At 64.3% G+C, this 20,373-nt stretch carries 8 protein-coding genes, 2 tRNA genes and 1 pseudogene; 3 read left to right on the top strand and 8 right to left on the bottom strand.

Annotation, left to right across the window (positions count from 1 at the left end; all coding sequences use genetic code 11):
* Nucleotides 1-12: 12 nt before the first annotated feature.
* Together hutH and CKJ85_RS09895 are read right to left on the bottom strand one after the other, a co-directional pair.
* On the bottom strand, nucleotides 13-1,560 hold the full coding sequence (hutH, locus tag CKJ85_RS09900) for a histidine ammonia-lyase (protein WP_095554222.1): 1,548 nt from the start codon (nucleotides 1,558-1,560) through the stop codon (nucleotides 13-15).
* A 33-nt stretch (nucleotides 1,561-1,593) separates the two neighbouring features.
* On the bottom strand, nucleotides 1,594-2,328 hold the full coding sequence (locus CKJ85_RS09895) for an IclR family transcriptional regulator (protein WP_095554221.1): 735 nt from the start codon (nucleotides 2,326-2,328) through the stop codon (nucleotides 1,594-1,596).
* A gap of 36 nt (nucleotides 2,329-2,364) precedes the next feature.
* Here CKJ85_RS09895 and hutG point away from each other — a divergent pair, with 36 nt between their 5' ends.
* The gene (gene hutG / locus CKJ85_RS09890) at nucleotides 2,365-3,315 is read left to right on the top strand and encodes a formimidoylglutamase (protein ID WP_095554220.1); all 951 of its coding nucleotides are present in this window, start codon (nucleotides 2,365-2,367) and stop codon (nucleotides 3,313-3,315) included.
* A gap of 11 nt (nucleotides 3,316-3,326) precedes the next feature.
* Here the strand turns inward: hutG and CKJ85_RS09885 are convergent, their stop codons facing one another.
* Nucleotides 3,327-4,775 (bottom strand): YjiH family protein, encoded by a 1,449-nt coding sequence (locus CKJ85_RS09885; RefSeq protein WP_095554219.1) that lies wholly within the window; start codon nucleotides 4,773-4,775, stop codon nucleotides 3,327-3,329.
* Nucleotides 4,776-4,962: 187 nt separating this feature from the next.
* Between CKJ85_RS09885 and CKJ85_RS09880 the strand changes: the two are divergent.
* Nucleotides 4,963-6,477, top strand: a pseudogene (locus CKJ85_RS09880) (alanine/glycine:cation symporter family protein); the annotation flags it as partial.
* Between the two features lie 1,077 nt (nucleotides 6,478-7,554).
* Here the strand turns inward: CKJ85_RS09880 and CKJ85_RS09865 are convergent.
* The 4 genes from CKJ85_RS09865 to CKJ85_RS09850 all read right to left on the bottom strand — a co-directional run bounded on the left by CKJ85_RS09865 (nucleotide 7,555) and on the right by CKJ85_RS09850 (nucleotide 12,002).
* A complete protein-coding gene (locus tag CKJ85_RS09865) occupies nucleotides 7,555-9,459 on the bottom strand; it encodes a VWA domain-containing protein (protein ID WP_158221640.1) in 1,905 nt (634 codons plus the stop codon).
* 178 nt (nucleotides 9,460-9,637) lie between these two features.
* A complete protein-coding gene (locus CKJ85_RS09860) occupies nucleotides 9,638-11,656 on the bottom strand; it encodes a VWA domain-containing protein (RefSeq protein WP_095554215.1) in 2,019 nt (672 codons plus the stop codon).
* Nucleotides 11,657-11,815: 159 nt separating this feature from the next.
* A tRNA-Asp gene (locus CKJ85_RS09855) sits at nucleotides 11,816-11,892 on the bottom strand.
* Nucleotides 11,893-11,926: 34 nt separating this feature from the next.
* A tRNA-Glu gene (locus CKJ85_RS09850) sits at nucleotides 11,927-12,002 on the bottom strand.
* A 99-nt stretch (nucleotides 12,003-12,101) separates the two neighbouring features.
* Here CKJ85_RS09850 and CKJ85_RS09845 point away from each other — a divergent pair.
* Complete coding sequence (locus CKJ85_RS09845; RefSeq protein ID WP_095279017.1) at nucleotides 12,102-12,401, top strand: metal-sensitive transcriptional regulator; 300 nt, start codon at nucleotides 12,102-12,104, stop codon at nucleotides 12,399-12,401.
* A gap of 323 nt (nucleotides 12,402-12,724) precedes the next feature.
* On the opposite strand, the gene CKJ85_RS09840 is transcribed toward CKJ85_RS09845, so the two are convergent.
* Nucleotides 12,725-20,260, bottom strand: coding sequence for a G5 domain-containing protein (locus tag CKJ85_RS09840; protein WP_158221639.1), 7,536 nt, complete (start codon nucleotides 20,258-20,260; stop codon nucleotides 12,725-12,727).
* Between the last annotated feature and the right edge of the window lie 113 nt (nucleotides 20,261-20,373).

Here is a 20,373-nt window from a genome sequence, read left to right as displayed (position 1 = left end):
ACCCGCGAGCCCCTACCGCAGCTCGCCGACCACGGCTTCCACGGCCGCCACGTAGTCACCGCCCTTCACCAGCTGCACGGAATACTCCATCTCCGGGGCGAGGAAGCGATCGGTCGCGGGGGCGTCGACAAGCGCACGAAGCGCCCCAATCGCTGCCGCGGTACCGGCGGCCGGCTCGCCCTCGCGCATGTCCAGGGCGCGCGCGGCGGTGAGGATCTCCAAGGCCAGCACACGCTGCAGCCCGTCGACACTGCGGCGCAGCTTGCGCCCCGCGGCCCAACCCATGGACACGTGGTCCTCCTGCATCGCGGACGATGGGATCGAGTCGGCGGAAGCGGGCGTGGCGTTTCGCTTGAGCTCGCTGACAATTCCGGCCTGCGTGTACTGCGCGATCATGTGGCCGGAGTCCACGCCGGGGTCGTCGGCAAGGAAGGCGTTGAGTCCGCGGTTGCGGGCCGGGTCAAGGAAGCGGTCGGAGCGGCGCTCGCTTATCGACGCCAAGTCGGCGACCACAATGGCCAAGAAGTCCAACGCATAGGCCACCGGCGCGCCGTGGAAGTTGCCGTTGGAGGACACTCGGCCGTCCTTGGTCACCACCGGGTTGTCGATGGCGGAGGCGAGCTCCCGGTTCGCCACGTTGGTGACGTGCGCGAGCGTGTCGCGCAGGCCGCCGGCAACCTGCGGCGTGCAGCGCACGGAGTACGCGTCCTGCACGCGGGTGGCCTTGAACTCCTCGCGCGCCGCCGCCAAAATCGGCGAGCCAGCAGCCACGGTGCGGATGTTGTAGGCAGCATCGGCCTGTCCCGGGTGAGGGCGCAGCTGCTGGAGGTCGTCGTCGAACACGGTGAGCGTGCCGGTGAGCCCCTCCACGGTCATGGCGGTGGCGATGTCGGACACCTTGGCAGCTTCGCGCAGGTCCGCGATGGCCAGGCACAGCATGCCGAGCATGCCGTCGGTGCCGTTGATGAGTGCCAGGCCCTCCTTCTCGCGCAGGACGAGCGGCTCAATCCCCGCTTGCGACAGCGCGTCGGCCGCTGGCACGACCTCGCCGCCTCGTACGCGGACCTCGCCCTCCCCCAGCAGGGCGAGCGCGCAGTGGGCCAGCGGCGCGAGGTCGCCGGAGCAGCCGAGCGAGCCGTACTCGCGCACGACCGGGGTGATGCCCGCGTTCAGCGCCGCCGCGTACGTCTCTGCAACGACGGGGCGAACACCGGTGCGGCCCGTGCACAGGGTGGACAGGCGCAGCAGCATGAGCGCGCGGATGACCTCTTCCTCGACCTCGGGGCCAGAGCCGGCGGCGTGGGAGCGCACGAGCGAGACCTGCAGCTGGGCGCGCAGCTCCTCGGGGATGTGGCGGGTGGCAAGCGCACCGAAGCCGGTAGAAACGCCGTAGACGGGGGTGGGGTCTGCGGCGAGTTCCTCGATACGGGTGCGGGTGGTGGCGATTTCTTCGAGCGCGGCCGGGTCGATGGCCACCTCAGCGCCGTGGCGGGCGACGGCGATGACGTCCTCGATGGTCAGCGCGCCAATTCCTACTGAAACTGTCTGCATATCTGTCATGGGCGCGATAATAGACCATGAATGTGTCCAATCTCATAACTGCCCGAAGAAATGTGCGCGCAGGTGCGCGGCGGCGTCGGCAAGCGTGGACACCAGCTTCCGCTCGTCGGCACTGCCCACCGGGTACGTCACCGCCAGCGCGGCCGCCGGGCGCGAGAGGTGGTCGAGCACCGCCACCGCGACTGACTCCTGCCCGCGGGAGACATCTTGGGATTCTGTGGCCCACCCTTGGCGTCGATAAGCGTGCAGCTCCTCCTTGCACTCGCGGAAGCTGCGGCGCGACCCGGAAGCATTGAACACCGCGCGCAGCTCCGGCTCCGGCAGATGCGCAAGCATGATGCGCCCCGAGGCGGTGGAGAGCGTGGGCAGGCGCACGCCGACCTCCGTGACCAGCGAGGCGGCGCCCGGCGCGCGCACCTCGTGGAGGTAGACGGTCTCGGCGCCGGCGAGCCTGGTGAGGTGCGCCGACCCGCCGGCCAGCTCCGCAATCCGGGCGAGCGGCGCGGTGGCCAGGCGCACCAGCGGCTGCTGCGTGGTGTACGCCTGCGCCATGCGGTACGAGGCCAGCCCCAGCCCGTAGGTGCCCGCCTGGCTCAAATGGACTACAAAGCCGGAATCCTCCAGCTCGCGGAGCAGGTGGTACGTACTCGAGCGCGGGAGGCCTAGCTCGCGCTGGATGCGGGTGGCGGAAAGCGGCACGTCCGAGGCGGACAGCAGGGCGAGGATGCGCAAGACATTGTGCGCGGCCGGGACTTGTGGTGAATTCATCCCGCCTAGTATGCAACGGCGCTAGGCTCGGGTGGCATGAATACCGTTACCGCCCCTTTGTTCTCCCCCGCATCCGAATGGTCTGGCCGCAACGACGGCCCGGGCCCCGAGCACGCGCGCTGGCACAGCAGCATCGACACCGCCTCCGGCCCCACCGCAGGCGCCGTCCACCTCATCGGCTTCGCGTCCGACGAGGGCGTCGAGCGCAACGGCGGCCGCCAGGGCGCCGCGCAAGGCCCCGCCGCGTTGCGCGCCGCGCTCGGCTCGCTCGCCGTGCACGAGCCGCGAAAGCTTATCGACGCCGGCACCGTCACCACCCAAGACGACGACCTCGAGACCGCACAGTGCGAGGTGTCCGACCGCGTCCGCGACCTTGTCGCCGCGCAGGGCCCCGCCGGCATGACGGTCGTGCTCGGCGGCGGACACGAGACGTCCTTTGCCACCCACCGCGGGGCGTACGAGGCGCTCGGGCCGATGCAGGTGATCAATTTTGACGCGCACTTCGACCTGCGCACTGCCGACCGGCCGACCTCCGGCACGCCATTCAGACAGATCGCAGAGCTGGTGGGGGACGACTTCGACTACTCCGTCTTCGGCATCTCGCGACCCAACAACACCAAGGTGCTCTTCGATACCGCCGAGCAGCTCGGCGTGACCACGGTGCTGGACACGGAGCTGGCGGCAATGACGGTGCGCGAGGCCGCCGAGCGCGCCCTCGCCGCCGTGGAGGGGGACCTGCCGATCCACCTGTCCATTGACCTGGACGTGTTGCCGGCCGCGGTCGCGCCCGGGGTGTCCGCGCCCGCCGGATTCGGGGTGGACTACGCCGCGTTGCGCGCGATGGTCGCAGCGGTGGCTTCCACCGGCCGGGTTGCACTCCTGGACGTCGTGGAGCTCAACCCGGAGTTCGACGTGGATAACCGCACCGCAAAGGCTGCAGCGCGGCTGATAGATGACGCGGTGGTGGGGGCCACGGGGCGTCGATAAGCAAAAGGCCCCTAGAACAGCAGGTGGGCCACCGGCACCGTGATCAGCACGGTGAGCACGACGCGGATGAACCAGATGGCGATCATCTTCCCGATGTTGAGCGGGATGTCCGTGGCCAGCACCGCGGGCACCATCGCGGAGAAGAAGAAGATCTGGCTCACGCACACCACGGCGATGGTGAACTTGAGCACCATGTCGTCCGTGCCCGCGGTGAGCGTGGCCGGCAGGAACATCTCCGCAAGGCCCGTGGCGAGCGCGCCCGAGGTGGCCCACGGGTCCGGCAAGCGCAGTAGCCACACGATGGGGAAGAACACGACGCCCAGCGCCTTGAACACCGGCGTGTAAGTGGCCAGGACCAAGCCGATCACGCCCACGGACATGATGCCCGGGGTGACCTGCACGGCCATGATGAGGCCGTCACGGAAGTTGACCCACAAGACCTTGTGCAGCGGCTCGGCGCGGTTGAGCTCCTTCTTCGCCTCGCGCCACGCGGCCTTGAACCGGTTGCCGGTAATCAGCTTCTCCGGGTGCGGGGTCGCGCCCGGCGCGTACTCCTCGGGGATGCGGGTGATGGGCGGGATGCGCACCACAATCGCGGTGACGATGAACGTGATGATGAAGGTGATGAAGAAGTACGCGTTCCAGTGCTCCATCATGTCCAGCGTCTTCGCCACGATAACCATGAAGGTCGCGGACACAGTGGAGAAGCCAGACGCGACGATCGCGGCCTCGCGGCCGTTGTAGCTGCCGCTTTTGTACATGCGGTCCGTGATGAGCAGGCCCAGCGAGTAGGAGCCGAGGAACGACGCCACGGCGTCCACCGCGGACTTGCCCGGTGTGTGGAAGACCGGGCGCATGATCGGCTGAACGAGCACGCCGATGAACTCCATCAGGCCGAACCCGACGAGCAGGCCGAGGAAAATCGCGCCGACCGGGATGAGCAGACCGACCGCGATGACGAGCTTGTCCAAGATGAACGGGCCGATGTCCGGGTTGAACAGCCAGGAGGGACCGAACCCGAAGGTGAGCATCGCGCACAGCACGATCGCCAGCACCGAAAGGAGGGCAAAGGCTGTGCGGGCGAAGTCCTCCTTCCACCTTCCCGTCACGAACTGGTAGACCGTGCCCACGATGATGGCCAGCAGCGCCAGGTAGTGGGTGCCATCGCCGAGGGTGCTGGTGATCCAGGTGACGATGTGGTCCAGCAGGATCGTCGACTTCGAGCCGCCCACGGAAAACGGGATGAAGAACGCGAACAGGCCGATCGCGCTATATACAAAGAAGCGCCAGACCGCCTTGGGCTTCGGGTCCGCGTCTGGGGCGCCGGCCGCTTCCGGTCCGTTTGGTCCGTCGTCGCTCAGTCCCTGGATGAGCACACTGGAGCCGGCGGGCAAGTCCTTGACCGGCCAGGCGGGGCTGAACCGGCGCCGCGAGTGCGGCTGCGGTGGGGTTGTCTCCATTGAAGTCCTTTCACGTTCATCGGGATCGCACGGCGGGCGCACCTCCGCGTGGTTTTCTACACCACAGATGACGCCCCGGAGTGATTGGCAATAATTTTTTCACGAAAGTGACCCACGGCACAACTCGATGGTTTAGATTCATGAGTACCGCACATTTACCCCAGGTCAACCCTGTAAGGAGGGCTCCATGGAAGGCTTTATTGACACCGTCAATAGCGTCATATGGTCAAACTGGCTCGTCTATCTCTGCCTCGGCGCGGGCGCCTATTTCACGCTCGCGACACTGTTTTTGCAGATCCGCTGCTTCCCCGACATGATCCGGCAGCTCAAATCCGGCGAGAGCTCGGACCAAGGCATTTCCTCGTTCCAGTCACTCATGATCTCCCTGGCCGGCCGCGTCGGCGTGGGCAACATCGCCGGCGTCGCCACCGCCATCGCATTCGGCGGCCCGGGCGCTGTGTTCTGGATGTGGCTGGTGGCGCTTTTGGGCTCGGCGACTTCGTTCATCGAGTGCTGCCTAGCACAGATTTACAAGGAAACGGACCGGGACACCGGCGAGTACCGCGGCGGCCCCGCCTACTACATTGAGAAGACCTACAAGCACACCGCCGCAAAGCCGTTCATGCTGGTCTACGCCATCATCTTCGCGGTCTGCATGCTGCTGGCAACCTCCTACTTCCTGCCCGGCATCCAGGCCAACGGTGTCGCGGCCGCCGTGGACAACGCCTGGGGCGTCAACGTGTGGATCTCCGCGACCATCATGGCGATCATGCTCGCGTTCATCATCATCGGCGGCGTCAAGCGCATCGCAACGTTCGCGTCGATGGTTGTGCCGTTCATGGCCGGCATTTACATCATCATTGCGATCGTGGTGCTGTTCGCCAACGCGTCACAGATCCCCGAGGTCTTTGGCACCATCGTCCGTGCGGCCTTTGACAAGGAAGCGGCGTTCTCCGGCATGCTGGGCGCGGCCATTATGTGGGGCGTGAAGCGTGGCATCTACTCCAATGAGGCCGGCCAGGGCACCGGCCCGCAATCCGCGGCAGCCGCCGAGGTCTCGCACCCCGCCAAGCAGGGCTTCGTCCAGGCCTTCGCCGTCTACGTGGACACGCTGTTCGTCTGCTCGGCCACCGCATTCATCATCATTTCCACCGACATGTACAAGGTCTTCGAAGGACAGTCCGAGGATGGAGCAGTGCTTTACGACGGCTCCCTGCCCGACGGCGTCGCTGTCGGCCCCGGCTTCGTCCAGGAAGGCCTGAACTCCATCGCGTCCGGGCTGGGGCCAGCGTTCATCGCCCTTGCCATCATGTTCTTCGCCTTCACCACGGTGCTGGCCTACTACTACATGGCGGAGACAAACTTCACGTACCTGAACCGCTGGGTAAAGAACGAGGCTGCCCGCAAGGCCATCATCTGGTTGCTGCGCGCCCTCATCATCATCGCCGTCTTCGTCGGGGCCACCACCACCCCGGGCACCGCCTGGGCGCTTGGCGACATCGGCGTCGGCGCCACCGCGTGGCTGAACATTGTGGCCATCATCTTCCTCCAGGTCCCCGCCCTGAAGTGCCTGTGGGACTACCGCCGCCAGAAGAAGGCCGGGCTGGACCCGCAGTTCGACCCCGAGGCGCTGGGCATTCAGAACGCCGACTTCTGGGTGGAGCGCAAGCAGCGCATGATCGAAGTCGGCACCTGGCCGGGTGTCGAGGGCAAGGTAGTCACCACCGCCACGCCCGCAGCGACTGCCGACGGTTCGACGGACGGCACGGCGAACGGCACTGGCACTGGCACTGGCACTGGCTCTGGCACTGGCTCTGGCTCCACGATCGTCCGCTAGCACCGGTCTGCAGGACCCGTTCCGCGCGCCCGCTTAGGCGACAGCCAGTCCCGCACTGCTCCCGAACTCGTTCAGGGAACGGTGCGGGGCTTTTGCGTGCGCGAACGTCCTACTCGGCGCACGCTCTCGCTGCCCGTTGACGCTGCCGGCTCGCAGCACCACTGCAGCCCCCTGTCCGCACATCCGCTCCCCTTCCAAAACGCATTAGTTACACGGCACATTCCCCGCAAACAGCCAAATGTGCAACCCTACCAATGCGTTTTAGAAATGACCTGCAGAGCCTCAACCCCACCCGCCTACGCCCGTTGCCCCGTTGCTCGTAAGCCTTAACCTCAGAAATGCAGCGGCACAGGTCCGAATAGCGAAAAGCCAATTCCCGCAGTTGGGATTTGGCTGTACGTTTGGCGCCCCTGACGGGAATTGAACTCGCGACCTCCGCCGTGACAGGGCAGCGGGCTAACCAACTGCGCCACAGGTCCTGATTCTTTTACTGTGCTCTCTCAGGCTTCGTGCTCTCTTGGGCACGGATTACTACTTTCATGGCACCGGCAAAAGCAACATACCTGCACCTCAGAGGTTTTTCTCAGCCGAATGTTGCTCACTGACGTTATCCGTATGCCTTTCCCGGCCACCCAGGTCTGCCGCGTAATCGGCATGCCCGGCCGGTAAGCAAGGTTGATTGCGTTCTCCGCGTCGACGGAGCCTCCGCTTGCCGACGCCCGCGTCGCCGTCCCTGAAACCATCGCCGTTTCTGTTGCGATCACGGGCTCCACCCGCATCAGCATGGCACGCAACAGCAACCACGATTACCGCCCTAGCGTGACCTCCCTTCGCGTGTGCGACATCGTTCAATTCCTGCACACATTGCCACTGGCGTAACAAAACGCTCTCAAGGCGAAGGGACATCTTCGCAACCGATGTCCTGTTATCTTGCGTGCAAATCTACTGCCAGTTGCCGCGCTGCTTCCGCACGATGACAAACACCACAGCTGCGACAATCAGCAGCAGCACCAGCAGGCCACCGAGCAGCGTCGGCACCAGTCCGAAGCCGCCATCCTGCTCGTCGTTCGCAGCGTTGACCTCCTGGCCATCGTCGCTCTCCTCCTGCGAAGCGGACGTCTCGGCTGTGCTATCCGCCGCATCAAACTTGATCGGCTCGTCCGAGGGCTCCGGCCCGTCCTCATGCGTCGGCGTCCAATCCGGGCCGCCGTTGGCGGGCTCGCCGTCCATGACCACCTCAAACTCGAAAGGCTGCTCTACGCCAGCGACGTCGTAGCCTTCATGCACCCACCCCATGCCGACCCAGATGTAGTACTCGCCCTGGTAAGGGGTATGGGTGCCGTGCCACACGTACTGGCTCAGCGTTTCCGCGTCGGATTCGGCTGCATCCATGAAGAAGTTCAACGGGGTGCGCACGAGCTCGTTGCGCATCGGATCGTAGATGCCGAAGCCGAGGCTATCGGCGTTGTGCGCGACCGACTCCGGCGTTTTCACCTTCACCACCGGCCGCTGCCCGTAGGCCACCGGAATCTTGAAGAACCTGAACTCGCCGGGAACGATGTTGTCGGAGTACGTGCCCTCGGTGATCTCAACCGCATTGTTGAAACCCGTGCCGCCGGAAATTGGCTCGGGGTTCTTCATCGGCATCTCACCAAGGTAGTCGCCAGCTTTGATAATTTTGCCGTCTGACCACTCAGTTTTCTCCTCATCGCTGGGAATAGGCTCATAGAACACACTGACCTCGAGCCCGATGTCCCCGGTGTCAACGCCCGTGACGTCGGAGATCTGCGTCTTGACCAGGATGTCGCTCATATCGCACTCCATGTCATCCTCATCATTGCGCTCTGCCGAGGCATTCGCAGAGTCGATCCCGTAGTCCGGCCCAGAAGAAACGAACGCGGTGTGCGTCGTCGGGAACCAGCCGCATTCTTCGTCGTCCTCGTTAGTCACCTCCACCGGCTCAATCTTTAAGTGGCCCTTTTCCGACATACCGTCGGTCTGCCACACCGGTGTGAAGACCACGCGCGCGTGGTGGCGCGGGGGCACGGAAATGCGGAAGTACCGGTCCTTCGGAGTACCCCGGTCCGGGGTCACCGTGGTCTGGTACTGGCCTTCGCCCAGCCACTTCGCGCCCTCTGGGGTGTCCGAGAACTCAAACTCTGTGCCGCCGGTCTCGTACTTCTCCACACCTCGCTGGGCCAGGAACTTCAGCGACTGCGCCAGGCTGCTCGCATCGGCCGCCTCTAGGAACTGCCCGCCGCCAGCTTCCGCGATACACTCTAGCTCCGCACGAGCCTCCTCGTCCGCCTTGAATCCGACCGTATGGATCGTCAGATCCACGCCCTGGCCCGCAAGCTCCTTGGCCACGTCACAGACTTCCGGCGGCGCACACGTATCAATGCCGTCGGAGACCAGGATGATGGAGCGCTCGCCCTCATTCCCGAGTTCCTCCGCGGCCTTACGCAGTGCATTGCCCATCGGTGTGTACCCCTTCGGCGTGAGCCCGTCGATAGCCGAGCTGAACTCCTGCTTATCCACCTCGCCGATTGGAACAAGGCGCTGAATGTCTCTGCAGCCCTTTTCCCTATTGTCAGGTGCGTTGGACTCCTGCGCACCATAGGCAAAAAAGCCCATCTGCGCAGTATCCGGCAGCGAATCAATCAGCTCATGGGTCGCCTTCTTCGCCGCGTCGATACGCGGCCCATCGGCATCCTCCTCAAGCATCGAAAACGACGCATCCAAAATCAGCGCCGCCTTCGCGTCCGCCGAGCCTTCGCTTGCCGACGCCCGCACAGTCGAACTCGACAGCGTTCTCGTCTCCGTGCTCACCGCGGTGCTCGATTCCACGGGCCGATTCGTTGACGTTGCCGTCTCAGTCGCAAAAGCCGGTGCGACCCATATCAGCACGCACGCGGCGGCAAGTATCAGCACAGCCACGGCACGGCTTTTCTCTCTTACATGCGACATTGCTCATTTCCCTTTCTGGTATACGTCCGTTAGGTGTCCGGGTTCGACCACCGGCAACCTATTGCCAGTTACCGCGCTGCTTGCGCACGATGACAAACACCAAGGCCGCAGCGATCAGCAGAAGCACCAGCAGGCCACCCAGCAGCGTCGGCACCAGCCCAAAGCCGCCGTCCTGCTCGTCGCTCGTAGCGTTGACTTCCTGGTCGTCGTCGCTCTCCTCCTGCGAGGCTGAGGTCGTTGCGGCGCTGTCCGCCGCATCAAACTTGATCGGCTCGTCCGCAGGCTCCGGGCCGTTCTCATGCGTCGGCGTCCAGTCCGGGCCGCCGTTGGCAGGTTCGCCATCCAGGAGAACCTCGAACTCGAAGGGCTGATCGACGCCGGCGATCCCGTAGCCCTCGGACACCCAGCCCATACCGAACCAGACGTAGTAGTCGCCCTGATAGGGAGTATCGCTGCCGTACCACACGTACTGATTCGCGGTTTCCGGATCGGACTCTTCCGGATCGTCAAAGAAGATCAGTTTGCCTCCCGCAACCCCATTGCGCAGAGGATCCTTCACGCCGAACGCAATGTCGTCAGCGTTGCGTGCAACCGAAGGCGGGGTCTTTGCCCGTATCACTGGGCGCTGCCCATAAGTCACCGGAATCTTGAAGAACTTGAACTCGCCGGGAACGATGTGGTCGGAATACGTACCCTCGGTAATCTCCACCGCATCGTTAAAGCCCGTGCCGCCGGAGACCGGCTGCGAGTTTTCGATCGGCATCTCCCCCTGGTACTCGCCGGCACTGTACACGCGGCGATCTTCCCAGTCGTCGGCCTGCTCCTTACCAGGGATCGGCTCATAGAAGATGCCGACTTCAATGGGGACATCTTCGGCTACCTCGTCGCCGCTATTGGAGATCTGCATCTTGACCAGGATGTCGCTCATATCGCATTCCATCTCATCTTCGTCGGTGCGCTTCATCGAGGCGTATGCCGAGCCAATGCCAAAGCCCGGTCCACCCGATGCAGTTTCTCCCCAACTGCCAGGGAACTCGCCACACGCCGGGTCCCCCTCGTTGGTGACCTCCGTCGGCTCCACCTTGACCTCTGTGTCTTCCCACATAGCGTTGCCCTGCACGATCGGGGTGAACACGACCCGTCCGTGGTGGCGCGGCGGCACAGAGAAACGAAAATACCGGTCTGTTTTGGAAGTACGGTCAGGTTTCACCGTGGTCTGGTACTGCCCCTCCCCCAGCCATTTCGCGTCTTCAGGCGTGTCCGAGAATTCGAAGTGCGTGCCCGCCGTCTGGTACTTGGTTACCGAGCGCTGGGAGAGGAACTTCAACGACTCCGCCAGGCTCGTCGAGTCCGCTGCCTCGAGGAACTGCCCGCCGCCGGCCTCGGCAATGCACTCGAGTTCCGCGCGGGCATCCTCATCGGCCTTGAATCCAACGGTGTGAATGGTCAAGTCCACGCCCTGCCCCGCGAGCTCCTTGGCCACATCGCACACCTCAGGCGGCGCGCACGTATCAATGCCGTCGGAGACCAGGATGATCGAGCGCTCACCATCGTTGCCCAGTTCGTCCGCGGCCTTGCGCAACGCATTGCCCATCGGGGTGTAGCCCTTCGGCGTCAGGCCGTCGATGGCCGATTTAAACTTCGCCTTGTCTAGCGTGTCCACGGGGACGAGACGCTGGATGTCTTTGCAGCCCCGCTCCCTGTTGTCGGGCGCATTCGATTCCTGCGCGCCGTACGTGAGTAGGCCCATTTTCGCCGTGTCCGGCAGGGAATCGACCAGCTCGTTCGTGGCCTTCTTCGCGGCGTCGATACGCGGCCCATCCGCGTCCTCCTCGAGCATGGAGAAGGACGCGTCGAGGATGAGCGCCGCTTTCGCGTCGGCGGAGCCAGTGCTTGCCGACGCCCCCTTGCCCTCCTTCACCCGCGTCGTCGAGCTCGACAGCGTCTTCGTTTCGGTGCTGACCGCCGTGCTCGATTCGGTGGCGAACGCTGGCGCCATCCACATTGCGGCGCACGCGATAGTCAGCAGCAATGCCACCACTGCCCGCGGGCGCCCAAACCGTATTGTGTGAGACATTCCCAAACTCCCATCCAGGTTATGACAAGTATCACAGACAACAGTAAAGGACTAGTCGTAGTGGTGCAACAGGTGTCAGGGACTTCTTTGGGCGACTAAACCAGGACCCCCTGAAACGCAAAAAAGCCAGCTCCCGTGCTTGGGAACTGGCTTGATATTTGGCGACCCTGACGGGACTTGAACCCGCGACCTCCGCCGTGACAGGGCGGCGCGCTAACCAACTGCGCCACAGGGCCATCGCACTGCAACCCCCACCGTAACGGGGATCACTGGTACCCCCAACGGGATTCGAACCCGTGTTGCCGCCGTGAAAGGGCGGAGTCCTAGGCCTCTAGACGATGGGGGCTAGCGACTTGATCCAATCTAGTTCATCGCCTGTGACAATGGCAAAACGGCTGCGCACGCCATGTTTCTTACGGGCCGGTCGGTCGGTTAAGATGACCGCATGCAAGAAGACTCGTGCCAGCACGGCTACTTTGATGAGAAGTCCCGCTACCTCGCCCGCCTCAAGCGCATCGAGGGACAGGTGCGCGGCATTCACCGGATGGTTGATGAGGACCAGTACTGCATTGACATCCTCACCCAAATCGCGGCGATCGACTCCGCCCTGGAAAACCTCGGCCTCGCCCTGCTGGAGGACCACCTCAACCACTGCGTGAAGGGCGCGCTCGCCGCGGGCGACGATCAGGCCGACGAGAAGGTCGCCGAAGCCATGCTGGCCATCAAGCGGATGGTGAAGTCCTAAGAGGCAGTCGCTTTTCGACGCCCACGCTGCCCTTCCGTGCCGGCCCGAGCCACGACTGCGCGGACCTGAGACCGCCCAAACGCTAGATACCGTTAGTAAGACCCCGACAATGCGCCCCTGGAGCTGCATCCTCGTCATCCTGGTATCGGTATCTGTGGCCAGAGCGCGGGCCTGCTCCACGAACTGCTCGCGCTGGACCTCGCTCATCGGCCGTCGAGGTCCCCAACATAAACCTGCTCCCCACCAGCCTGGGGCTGATTTCTCAGTCCAACCGGTGGGGAGCAGTTCATTCCCGGGCGAGTGCCCGGGTTTTGCCGCGCGACTTACTTCTCGGTCTTGCCGTCCTTCGAGGAAGAACCGCCGAAGGATGACGCCTCATCCGCGCCCTCCGGGCGCACGGTGGTCATCCGGCTATCGCCCTTGGACGAGCTGGTCCAGCCGTCGAAGCCTTCCGGCTTACATGCCTGGTTGATCAGCGCGATGCCGACGGCTGCCGCACCGATGACAGCCAGGCCGATGCCCAGCGGGCGCAGCTGCTCGCCTACACCGGCGTACTGCTGCTGGAGGCCAGCAAACTGCTGGTTTACGGCATTCGCCTGTGCTTCGAGCTCGCGGTACCACTCGGGCTTGTTGTTGCCACCCATGCCCACGTCCGGCAGGTCCGGCGTGTTCTCGCGAATCTTCTGGTTGATCTGGCCGTTGATCTCGCCAAACGCCTGGTTGATCTGCGGGCCGAACTGCTGGGACAGCGGGCCGCCAACGGCAGCCAGCAGGCCGATCGGCACCAGCCACAGCAGCGGGCTGTTCGCAGCGAACGCGTTTGCCACGCAGCGCTGGAAATCCTCAGACGAGCCGGTTGTCCCCGGTACCGGGGTCGGCTTCGTCGTCGGCTCGGAAGGCTCCGTCGTCGGCTCCGAGGTCGGCTCAGTCGGCTTCGTCGGCTCCGAGGTCGGCTCCGAGGTCGGCTCCGAGGTCGGCTCTGAGGTCGGCTCCGTCGTTGGCTCCGAAGGCTTCGTGGTCGGCTCCGCCGGCTCGGCCTGCTTCCCGGAGACGCCAACCTTGACAAAGGTCTCGAGGACGCTGCCGTTCGCACGGGTCACCTTCACCGGGATGGTTGCGATGGTGCCCGGCTCGACGTCGTCCGGCGTGGTCACGGAGACCTCACCAGTCGTTTCGTCGATCGTCACGTCCCAGCCTTCGGGGACGTCGCCGATCTCGTAGGAGTCGCCGTCGATGTGGCCGTGCTCCAGCTCGGCGCGGCCGGTTGCGCCCTTGCCCAGGACTACCGGCGGGTAGTAGGGGCGCTCTTCCGGCTTTGCCTGTTCGCCCGTGTGGGGCGTACCGGTGCCGACGCGCAGGATGCGGTTGGTCGGCTCCGTGATGGTCTCGGTGGAGACGGTCGGGTCGCCGGTGACGTGGCCGTCGACAAGCTTCCAGGTGCGCGTGGTGCGCTGCGAGCCTTGCTGACCGTTCTGCTCGGTGAAGACGGCGCCTGCCGGCAGGGTCGGATCCTCGATGACCTCGGTCTCAAACGGCAGCGCCGACTCGTTGACCTCGGTGATCTCGGATGCTTCGCCGCCGGTGCCGACCTCGATGACGTGGTCGGTGGCCGGGGTAATGACCTCGGTGAACTCCTTCGGCACGAGCTTGCCGTCGACGATCTCGTAGCGCACGCCACGCTTCTGCGTGCCGTTCTTGCCCTGCGTGATTTCCTCGACGGATCCGCGCGGCTTGTCCGGGTTTTGCTTCACAATCACCTTGAACGGCAGCGGCTCCTCCCAGGACACCTCCTCCGGGATCTCGGAGGTGCTCTCGGACGGCTTGGTGCCGATGCGCACGACCTCGTCCTTCGGCTCGACGCGCTCGACGTCAGTGCCGGTGACAGTCACGTGACCCGGCACGCCCTCGGTCACGGTCGCCTTCTCGCCCGCTTCGAGCGTCGGGTCGAAGATGACCTTGGTACCAAACGGCAGGTCAGTCGTCACCGACTTGACCTCGGGTGTCTCGGCCGGCTTGGTACCCACGCGCATGACGCGGTTTTCCGGCTCCACCAGCACGGTCGAGGTGGTGGTCGGCTCGCCAACGGGCTTACCGTCCTTGTACTTCTGGGTGGTCACGGTCTGCTGCTTGCCGGGAGCACCAGGCTTTTCGACGATTACCTGCCCGGCCTCCAGCGTCGGGTCCTCAATGACCTCCGTGTCAAACGGCAGGCGCTCGATGGTCACGACCGACTGCTCGGTCTCCTGCGGCTCCGTCGGCTTGGAGGTTTCCGTCGGCTCCGTTGGCTCGGTCGGCGTGTCCTTCTTGGTGCCGATCTCGACGATCTTGTTCACCGGCTCCTTGGTCACCTCAGTGGATTCCTCCGGGGTGAGCACGCCGTCCTTGAGCACGAAGTGGACGGTGTGCGTCTCCTCGCCGCGCTCGCCGTCTTGGACAACGCGCTTTTCACCGTTCGGCAGATCGGGGTTCTCACGGATTTCCACGTCAAAGGCGGTGGACTCAGTCCAGGAGTAGTCCTTCGGCGCCTGAGTCTCCGGGTCCGTGTCTTGCTTCGTACCCACGACGATGATGCGCGGCGTCGGCTCCTCGGTGATCTTCAGCTCGCCGTTTTCCACGACGCCCTTGCCGTCCTTGCCGGCCTGCTTCTCCTTTTGCTCGCCGGCCGGGAGGGTGTCGTCGAACTCGACCTGCGTGGTGAAGGGCACGCTTACCGACGCCGACGTTTGCGGCTGCTCCGGCTGCTTCGGCTGCTTGGTGCCGACGCGCAGGACGCGGTTTTCCGGCGCCTCCAGCACGGTCGAGGTGGTGGTCGGCTCGCCAACGGGCTTACCGTCCTTGTACTTCTGGGTGGTCACGGTCTGCTGCTTGCCGGGAGCACCAGGCTTTTCGACGATTATCTGCCCGGCCTCCAGCGTCGGGTCCTCAATGACCTCCGTGTCGAACGGCAGGCGCTCGATGGTCACGACCGACTGCTCGGTTTCCTGCGGCTCGCCCGGCTGCGTTGGCTCAGTCGAGGTGTCACCCTTAGTGCCGATCTCCACGATCTTGTTGACCGGCTCCTTGGTCACCTCGGTCGTTTCCTGCGGTGCGTACACGCCGTCCTTGAGCTCGAAGTGGACGGTGTGGGTCTCCTCACCGCGTTCGCCGTCGCGGACAACTCGCTTTTCCCCCTTCGGCAGATCGGGGTTCTCGCGAATCTCCACGTCAAAGGCGGTGGACTCAGTCCAGGAGTAGTCCTTCGGCGCCTGAGTCTCCGGGTCGGTTCCCGGGTCCGTGGCTTGCTTCGTGCCGACGACGATGATGCGCGGCGTCGGCTCCTCGGTGATCTTCAGCTCGCCGTTTTCCACGACGCCCTTGCCGTCCTTGCCGGCCTGCTTCTCCTTTTGCTCGCCGGCCGGGAGGGTGTCGTCGAACTCGACGATCGTGGTAAACGGCACGCTTACCGACGCCGACGGGACCGACGGGGTCGGCTGCTCCGACTGCTTCGTGCCGACGCGGATGATCTGCGTTTCCGGCTCCTTCGTGCGCTCGGTGCTGACGACTGGGTCGCCGGAGGGCTTGCCGTCGACAAGCTTCTGCGTCGACGTCTCGGTCTCCTCGCCGAGCACGCCGGCCTTTTCAACTTCGGTCTTGCCGGCATCGAGGTTCGGGTCGGCCTTGACCTCGGTGTCGAACGGCAGCTGCTTGGTGGTCTTGGTCACCAGCTCGGTCTCGCCAAGCTGGGGGCCGTACTCCACGATCCGCTCCACTGGGTCCGTCCGCTTCGTCGACTCCACGTGGCTGGCCTGGTCGCCCTCGGCGTCAAATGTGGCGGTGTAGGTTTCCTCGCCGTTTGCGCCTTCCTGGACGACCTTGGTCTCGCCAGGCTGCAGGTCGGGGTTCGGGCGCATCGTTGTCGGGAACGGCAGCGGAACGGTCCAGGTCACCTCGTCGGTGGCCTTAGCCTGCTGGGTGCCCACAAGCACGACCTCGTTCGTCGGCTCCTGAGTCCGCGTCCAGGTTCCGTCCTCGTTCTGCTTCTCCGCGCCAGCGGTGCCTTCCTTCTCCACCTTGTACTGGCCCGCGGGGAGCGTGTTGTCGTACTTGTACTCGACCTTGAATGGCACCTCTCGGGTCGGCTGGTCCACCACGGTGACCGGTGCGGAGACCCTGTCCACGGAGCCGTCGGCGTACTTCACGGAGACCGGGACGTTAATCGCATCGCCCGGCTTCGCGGTTGCAGGGGACTCTGCGAGGACGGTGCCGTCCTTGTCCAGGCTGACCAGCCAGTCGCCGTTGGCGGTCTTGACCTTGTACACCGGGTTGCCAAACTCGTTGACGTCGCCGGTGTCGGTGTAGTTCTTCGCGGGGCGGATCTTGTACGGATCCTGCGCCGCGACCTCGACGCCGTTCGGGTTGTCCAGCGTCAGCGGCAGCGAGGTCTTGGTGCCCGGGTACACGCTCTCGGCCGGGTAGGTCGGCTCGACCTCGAAGTTTTGGGTCAGGCTGACAATGGTGGTCACGGGCGCCTCATCGGTCGAGCCGTCCGGGTAGGTCACCGTTGCGTTCTTCGTCTGCTTGTCGCCCGGCTTCGCATCGGCCGGCGGGGTGACGGTGATGTCACCGGTCTTCGGGTCGATGGAGTACTTCCAGCCGTTCTCCTCGGTCTGGGTGATCGGTGTGTCGCCGTCCATGCCGAAGGAGAAGGTGCTGCCTTCCGGCAGGTTCTTCGGCGTGATGCTGCGGGTGACTTCCTTGCCCGGCGTGGTCGACTCCGCGGGGTAGCCCGGCTCGTACAGTTCGGCCTGCTTATCGCGCACGACGAACGGGGCGTAGACGACGTCCTTGCTCCCGTCGTAGTACGTCACGGTCACCGGCACATCGACGTGGTCGCCGGCGCGGGCTCCCTTCGGAGCCGTCGCGTGGACAGTGCCGTCGTAGTCGACCGTGAACGTCCACCCGTCGATTTCCGCGGGGACCGAGTAGCGGTCATCCACATTATCGGCGAGGTCGCGCCACGGGACATCCGAGGCCGCCGTCGGCTTCGACGTCTGCGTGCCGCCCGGAGACGTCCACGCCTGCAGGTAGTCCGGGTTGTAGATCTGGCGGGCCTCGGCATCAACGATAAATGTACCGCTGGTCACGTCGGAGGAGCCGTCGTTGTAGTTCACGCGCACGGGCACCTGCGCGGACGTTCCCGGCTTCGCGTTCGAACTGATCTTCATGGTGATCTCGCCCGTATCGGGATTAATCGTCAGGTCGTCCCAGGACAGGTTGCGCGGCAGCGGGATGTAGGAAGGATCGTTGGGATCCGTGATGAACTCGTACTTCGGCTCGTACGCCGGGTTCACGTACGTGGTGTCGACCGGGCTCTTCACCTCGTCGCCGGGCTGGCCGTGCACGGTCTTGTAGTTCGGGTTGTTCGCGCCAGATGCGGTGGACACCACGCTGAACTCGGCCGGAACCGTGGCGCTCGAGCCGTCCGGGTAGGTCACGGTCACTGGGAGGTCTGCGGTTGCGCCATCCGGCAGGGACGCATCAGGGGTCGCGGTGACCGTGCCGTTGTCATCAATAGCAAACGTCCAACCCTTCGGGCGATACTTCGGATCCGGAAGCTTGTACGTAGCACTCTTGGGGTCCTTCAGCTGCGTGGAGATGTCCGAGGTAACGGCAACGCCCGGCTTAGTCTGGCGCGGCGGGTAGCTGGCCACGTCTGCTCCCTGCTTGTCACCAACGACGTTGATGGTGCCAGTGGTGACCTGCGGAGTCGCGCCACTGGCATAGTGCGCCTGGACAGGGAACGTCAGGCTTGCCCCCGGGAGCGCGTCGGCCGGGATCTCCGAGGTGACCTCGCCCGTCTCCGGGTTAATGGTCAGGAACCACTCGCCCTGCTGCAGGGTCGTCCCGCCGTCCGGGAAGGAGTAACTCGACGGGGCCTCATCATCCTCCTCGCCACCGATGCCAATGTTGGGAATGGTCGGGGTCAGCGAGACCTTATCCTGCGCCTTGCCGGTGACGGCCTGGTAGTCCGGAACCTTCACGCTCGCGGCGACCTTAAAGTCGACGTTCGTCTCGTCCGTCGTCCCGTCCGGGTAAGTCGCAAGCACCTTGACGTTTGCGTGCGAGTTGTTCGGGGCATCGCTTGGCGACGTCGCCGTGACGGTCCCGTCCTCGTCGACCTTCACGTCCCAGCCCTCCGGAACGGAGGCAGGGTCGATTTCGAATTTCGTCGGCTTCACCGCGTCGTAGCCGCTCATCGTTGGCTGGTAGCCCACCTTTGACTTCAGCTCGGCGCCCTGCACGCCGCTGACGGTCTCCGGATCGGGGGCCAGCTCCGTGACCTGGGTGTTGTTGGGGTCCACCAGCACCAGCAGCGGAATCATGTCCCGCGAGCCGTTGGAGTAGGTGACAACCACGCGAGGCTGTGCGAACGTGCCCGGCTTCGGGTTCGCCGGCGCAGTCACCGTGACGTTGTTCGTCTCCGGGTCCAGCGTTGCCTTCCAGCCTTCGTAGACGTAGCGGGTGTTCAGCTCCACCGTGGCGTTGTTACCACCGTCGGCCTTCTTCTTTATGAGTTCCGAGATCCGCGCACCGGTCTGCTCGAAGGTCACTTGCTGCGGCTCATTGGTGACCGGTCCGTTCTCGGATTCGGTGCCGGAGATGATCGCCTTATCGGCGGCGTCGTACTCGGGATCGTGGAACTTCGTGTCGTCCAGCGTGATCGTCGAGGTGCTCACCATATTCGGTGTGCTGTAGCGAGGCAGGCTGTTGGATTCCTCGCTGACCTTCGCCCAATTTTCTTTGTTCTGGGCGGCCGCCCCATCGGCGGCCGCCGCATCAAGTTCCTCCACGGTACGGGGGTTGGCAACAACAGTGAAGGTGACATTCTGGTCCCCGCTAATTGCCTTGTTACCAACGTACTTCGGGGAGGTGTACTTCACAGTCCCATCGTCCTCAACGACGAGTTTGGGTTCGTCACCATCGGTCGAACCAAGCAGGTTGCCCTGCTGGTCGTGAGCCTCCACGACGATGCGCTTAAGCGTCTTCGGCTGCGCGTTGATCTTGCCGACCTCGACCGGCTCGTCGGGCTCGATGACCATTTGCTTGATGGGCTTCCAGTCCACCGTGATCGGCGAACAATCGTCGTTCTCGTTCGGCCATGGGTTCACCGTCGCCTCAATATACGGGTCGCTAAAGATCTGCCTGGCTGGCTTGTCGTTGTCCTCCGTATACCGGTCCGACCACGCATACCTGACCGGGTTCTCCGCAGTCGCTTTCGCGTACTCCGCGATCTTTTTCCCGTCCAGGTCCGCCGCAATCGTGGCGGTGAGAGGATCCCGCCCCACCTTGTTAATAGTCATAACCTCGTCGGCGTCACGAGTCGGCGCAAACGCGTCAATGGGGAATGGATCTGACGGCGCCGCGGCTTTGACCGTGTGCCGAGTAACCGGGGCATTATTGTTTGATCCTAGGATCAACCAATCGTTAAATGTGCGCTGCTTGTCCCCCGTGAACTCAACTGACGCGCCGAAGGCACGCTTGTCGGAGTTTTTTCCTGGCCCGGGTTCGAAAATCTCCGCCTTGAATCCTGCCTGCTCAAACGACTGCTTGCCGGAAGTCACCGTGCAGCTTCCGGCGCTGAGGTCGGACGCGATGAGGTCCGAGCCCTGCATCACGCCCTTGCCGTCGGCACCGAAAACGCCACCTGTGTACTTGGCGGACGAGCCGGAGCCTTCCGCAGCCGCTGCCTCGGCTGCGCGGGCCGGGCCCGGGAGGTGCGCAGCCGACCCGAGGGCCAGCGAGATGACAGAGAGCATCGCAACACCTGTGCGGGCGCCGCGCTTTCCTGGCTTGCGGATCTGAAAAACACTCTTTGCCACGTGGATTCTCCTTAAAAACCACTTTGATGCCATGCAGTGCACACCGCCCGTCGGCCCGGGTGAGGTGCAATGTTTCTGCAACTCAACTGGCCAACAAGTGTACTCGGCTTGTA

The organism is Corynebacterium sp. NML 150383 (assembly GCF_002285085.1).
Lineage (GTDB): Bacteria > Actinomycetota > Actinomycetes > Mycobacteriales > Mycobacteriaceae > Corynebacterium > Corynebacterium gottingense.
This window is presented reverse-complemented; position numbering and strand designations above follow the sequence as displayed.

Bases quoted from the DNA above. Each gene is read 5' to 3' on its own strand.
- hutH (WP_095554222.1), bottom strand. From the start codon at position 1,560: ATGACAGATATGCAGACAGTTTCAGTAGGAATTGGCGCGCTGACCATC.
- CKJ85_RS09895 (WP_095554221.1), bottom strand. From the start codon at position 2,328: ATGAATTCACCACAAGTCCCGGCCGCGCACAATGTCTTGCGCATCCTC.
- hutG (WP_095554220.1), top strand. From the start codon at position 2,365: ATGAATACCGTTACCGCCCCTTTGTTCTCCCCCGCATCCGAATGGTCT.
- CKJ85_RS09885 (WP_095554219.1), bottom strand. From the start codon at position 4,775: ATGGAGACAACCCCACCGCAGCCGCACTCGCGGCGCCGGTTCAGCCCC.
- CKJ85_RS09860 (WP_095554215.1), bottom strand. From the start codon at position 11,656: ATGTCTCACACAATACGGTTTGGGCGCCCGCGGGCAGTGGTGGCATTG.
- CKJ85_RS09845 (WP_095279017.1), top strand. From the start codon at position 12,102: ATGCAAGAAGACTCGTGCCAGCACGGCTACTTTGATGAGAAGTCCCGC.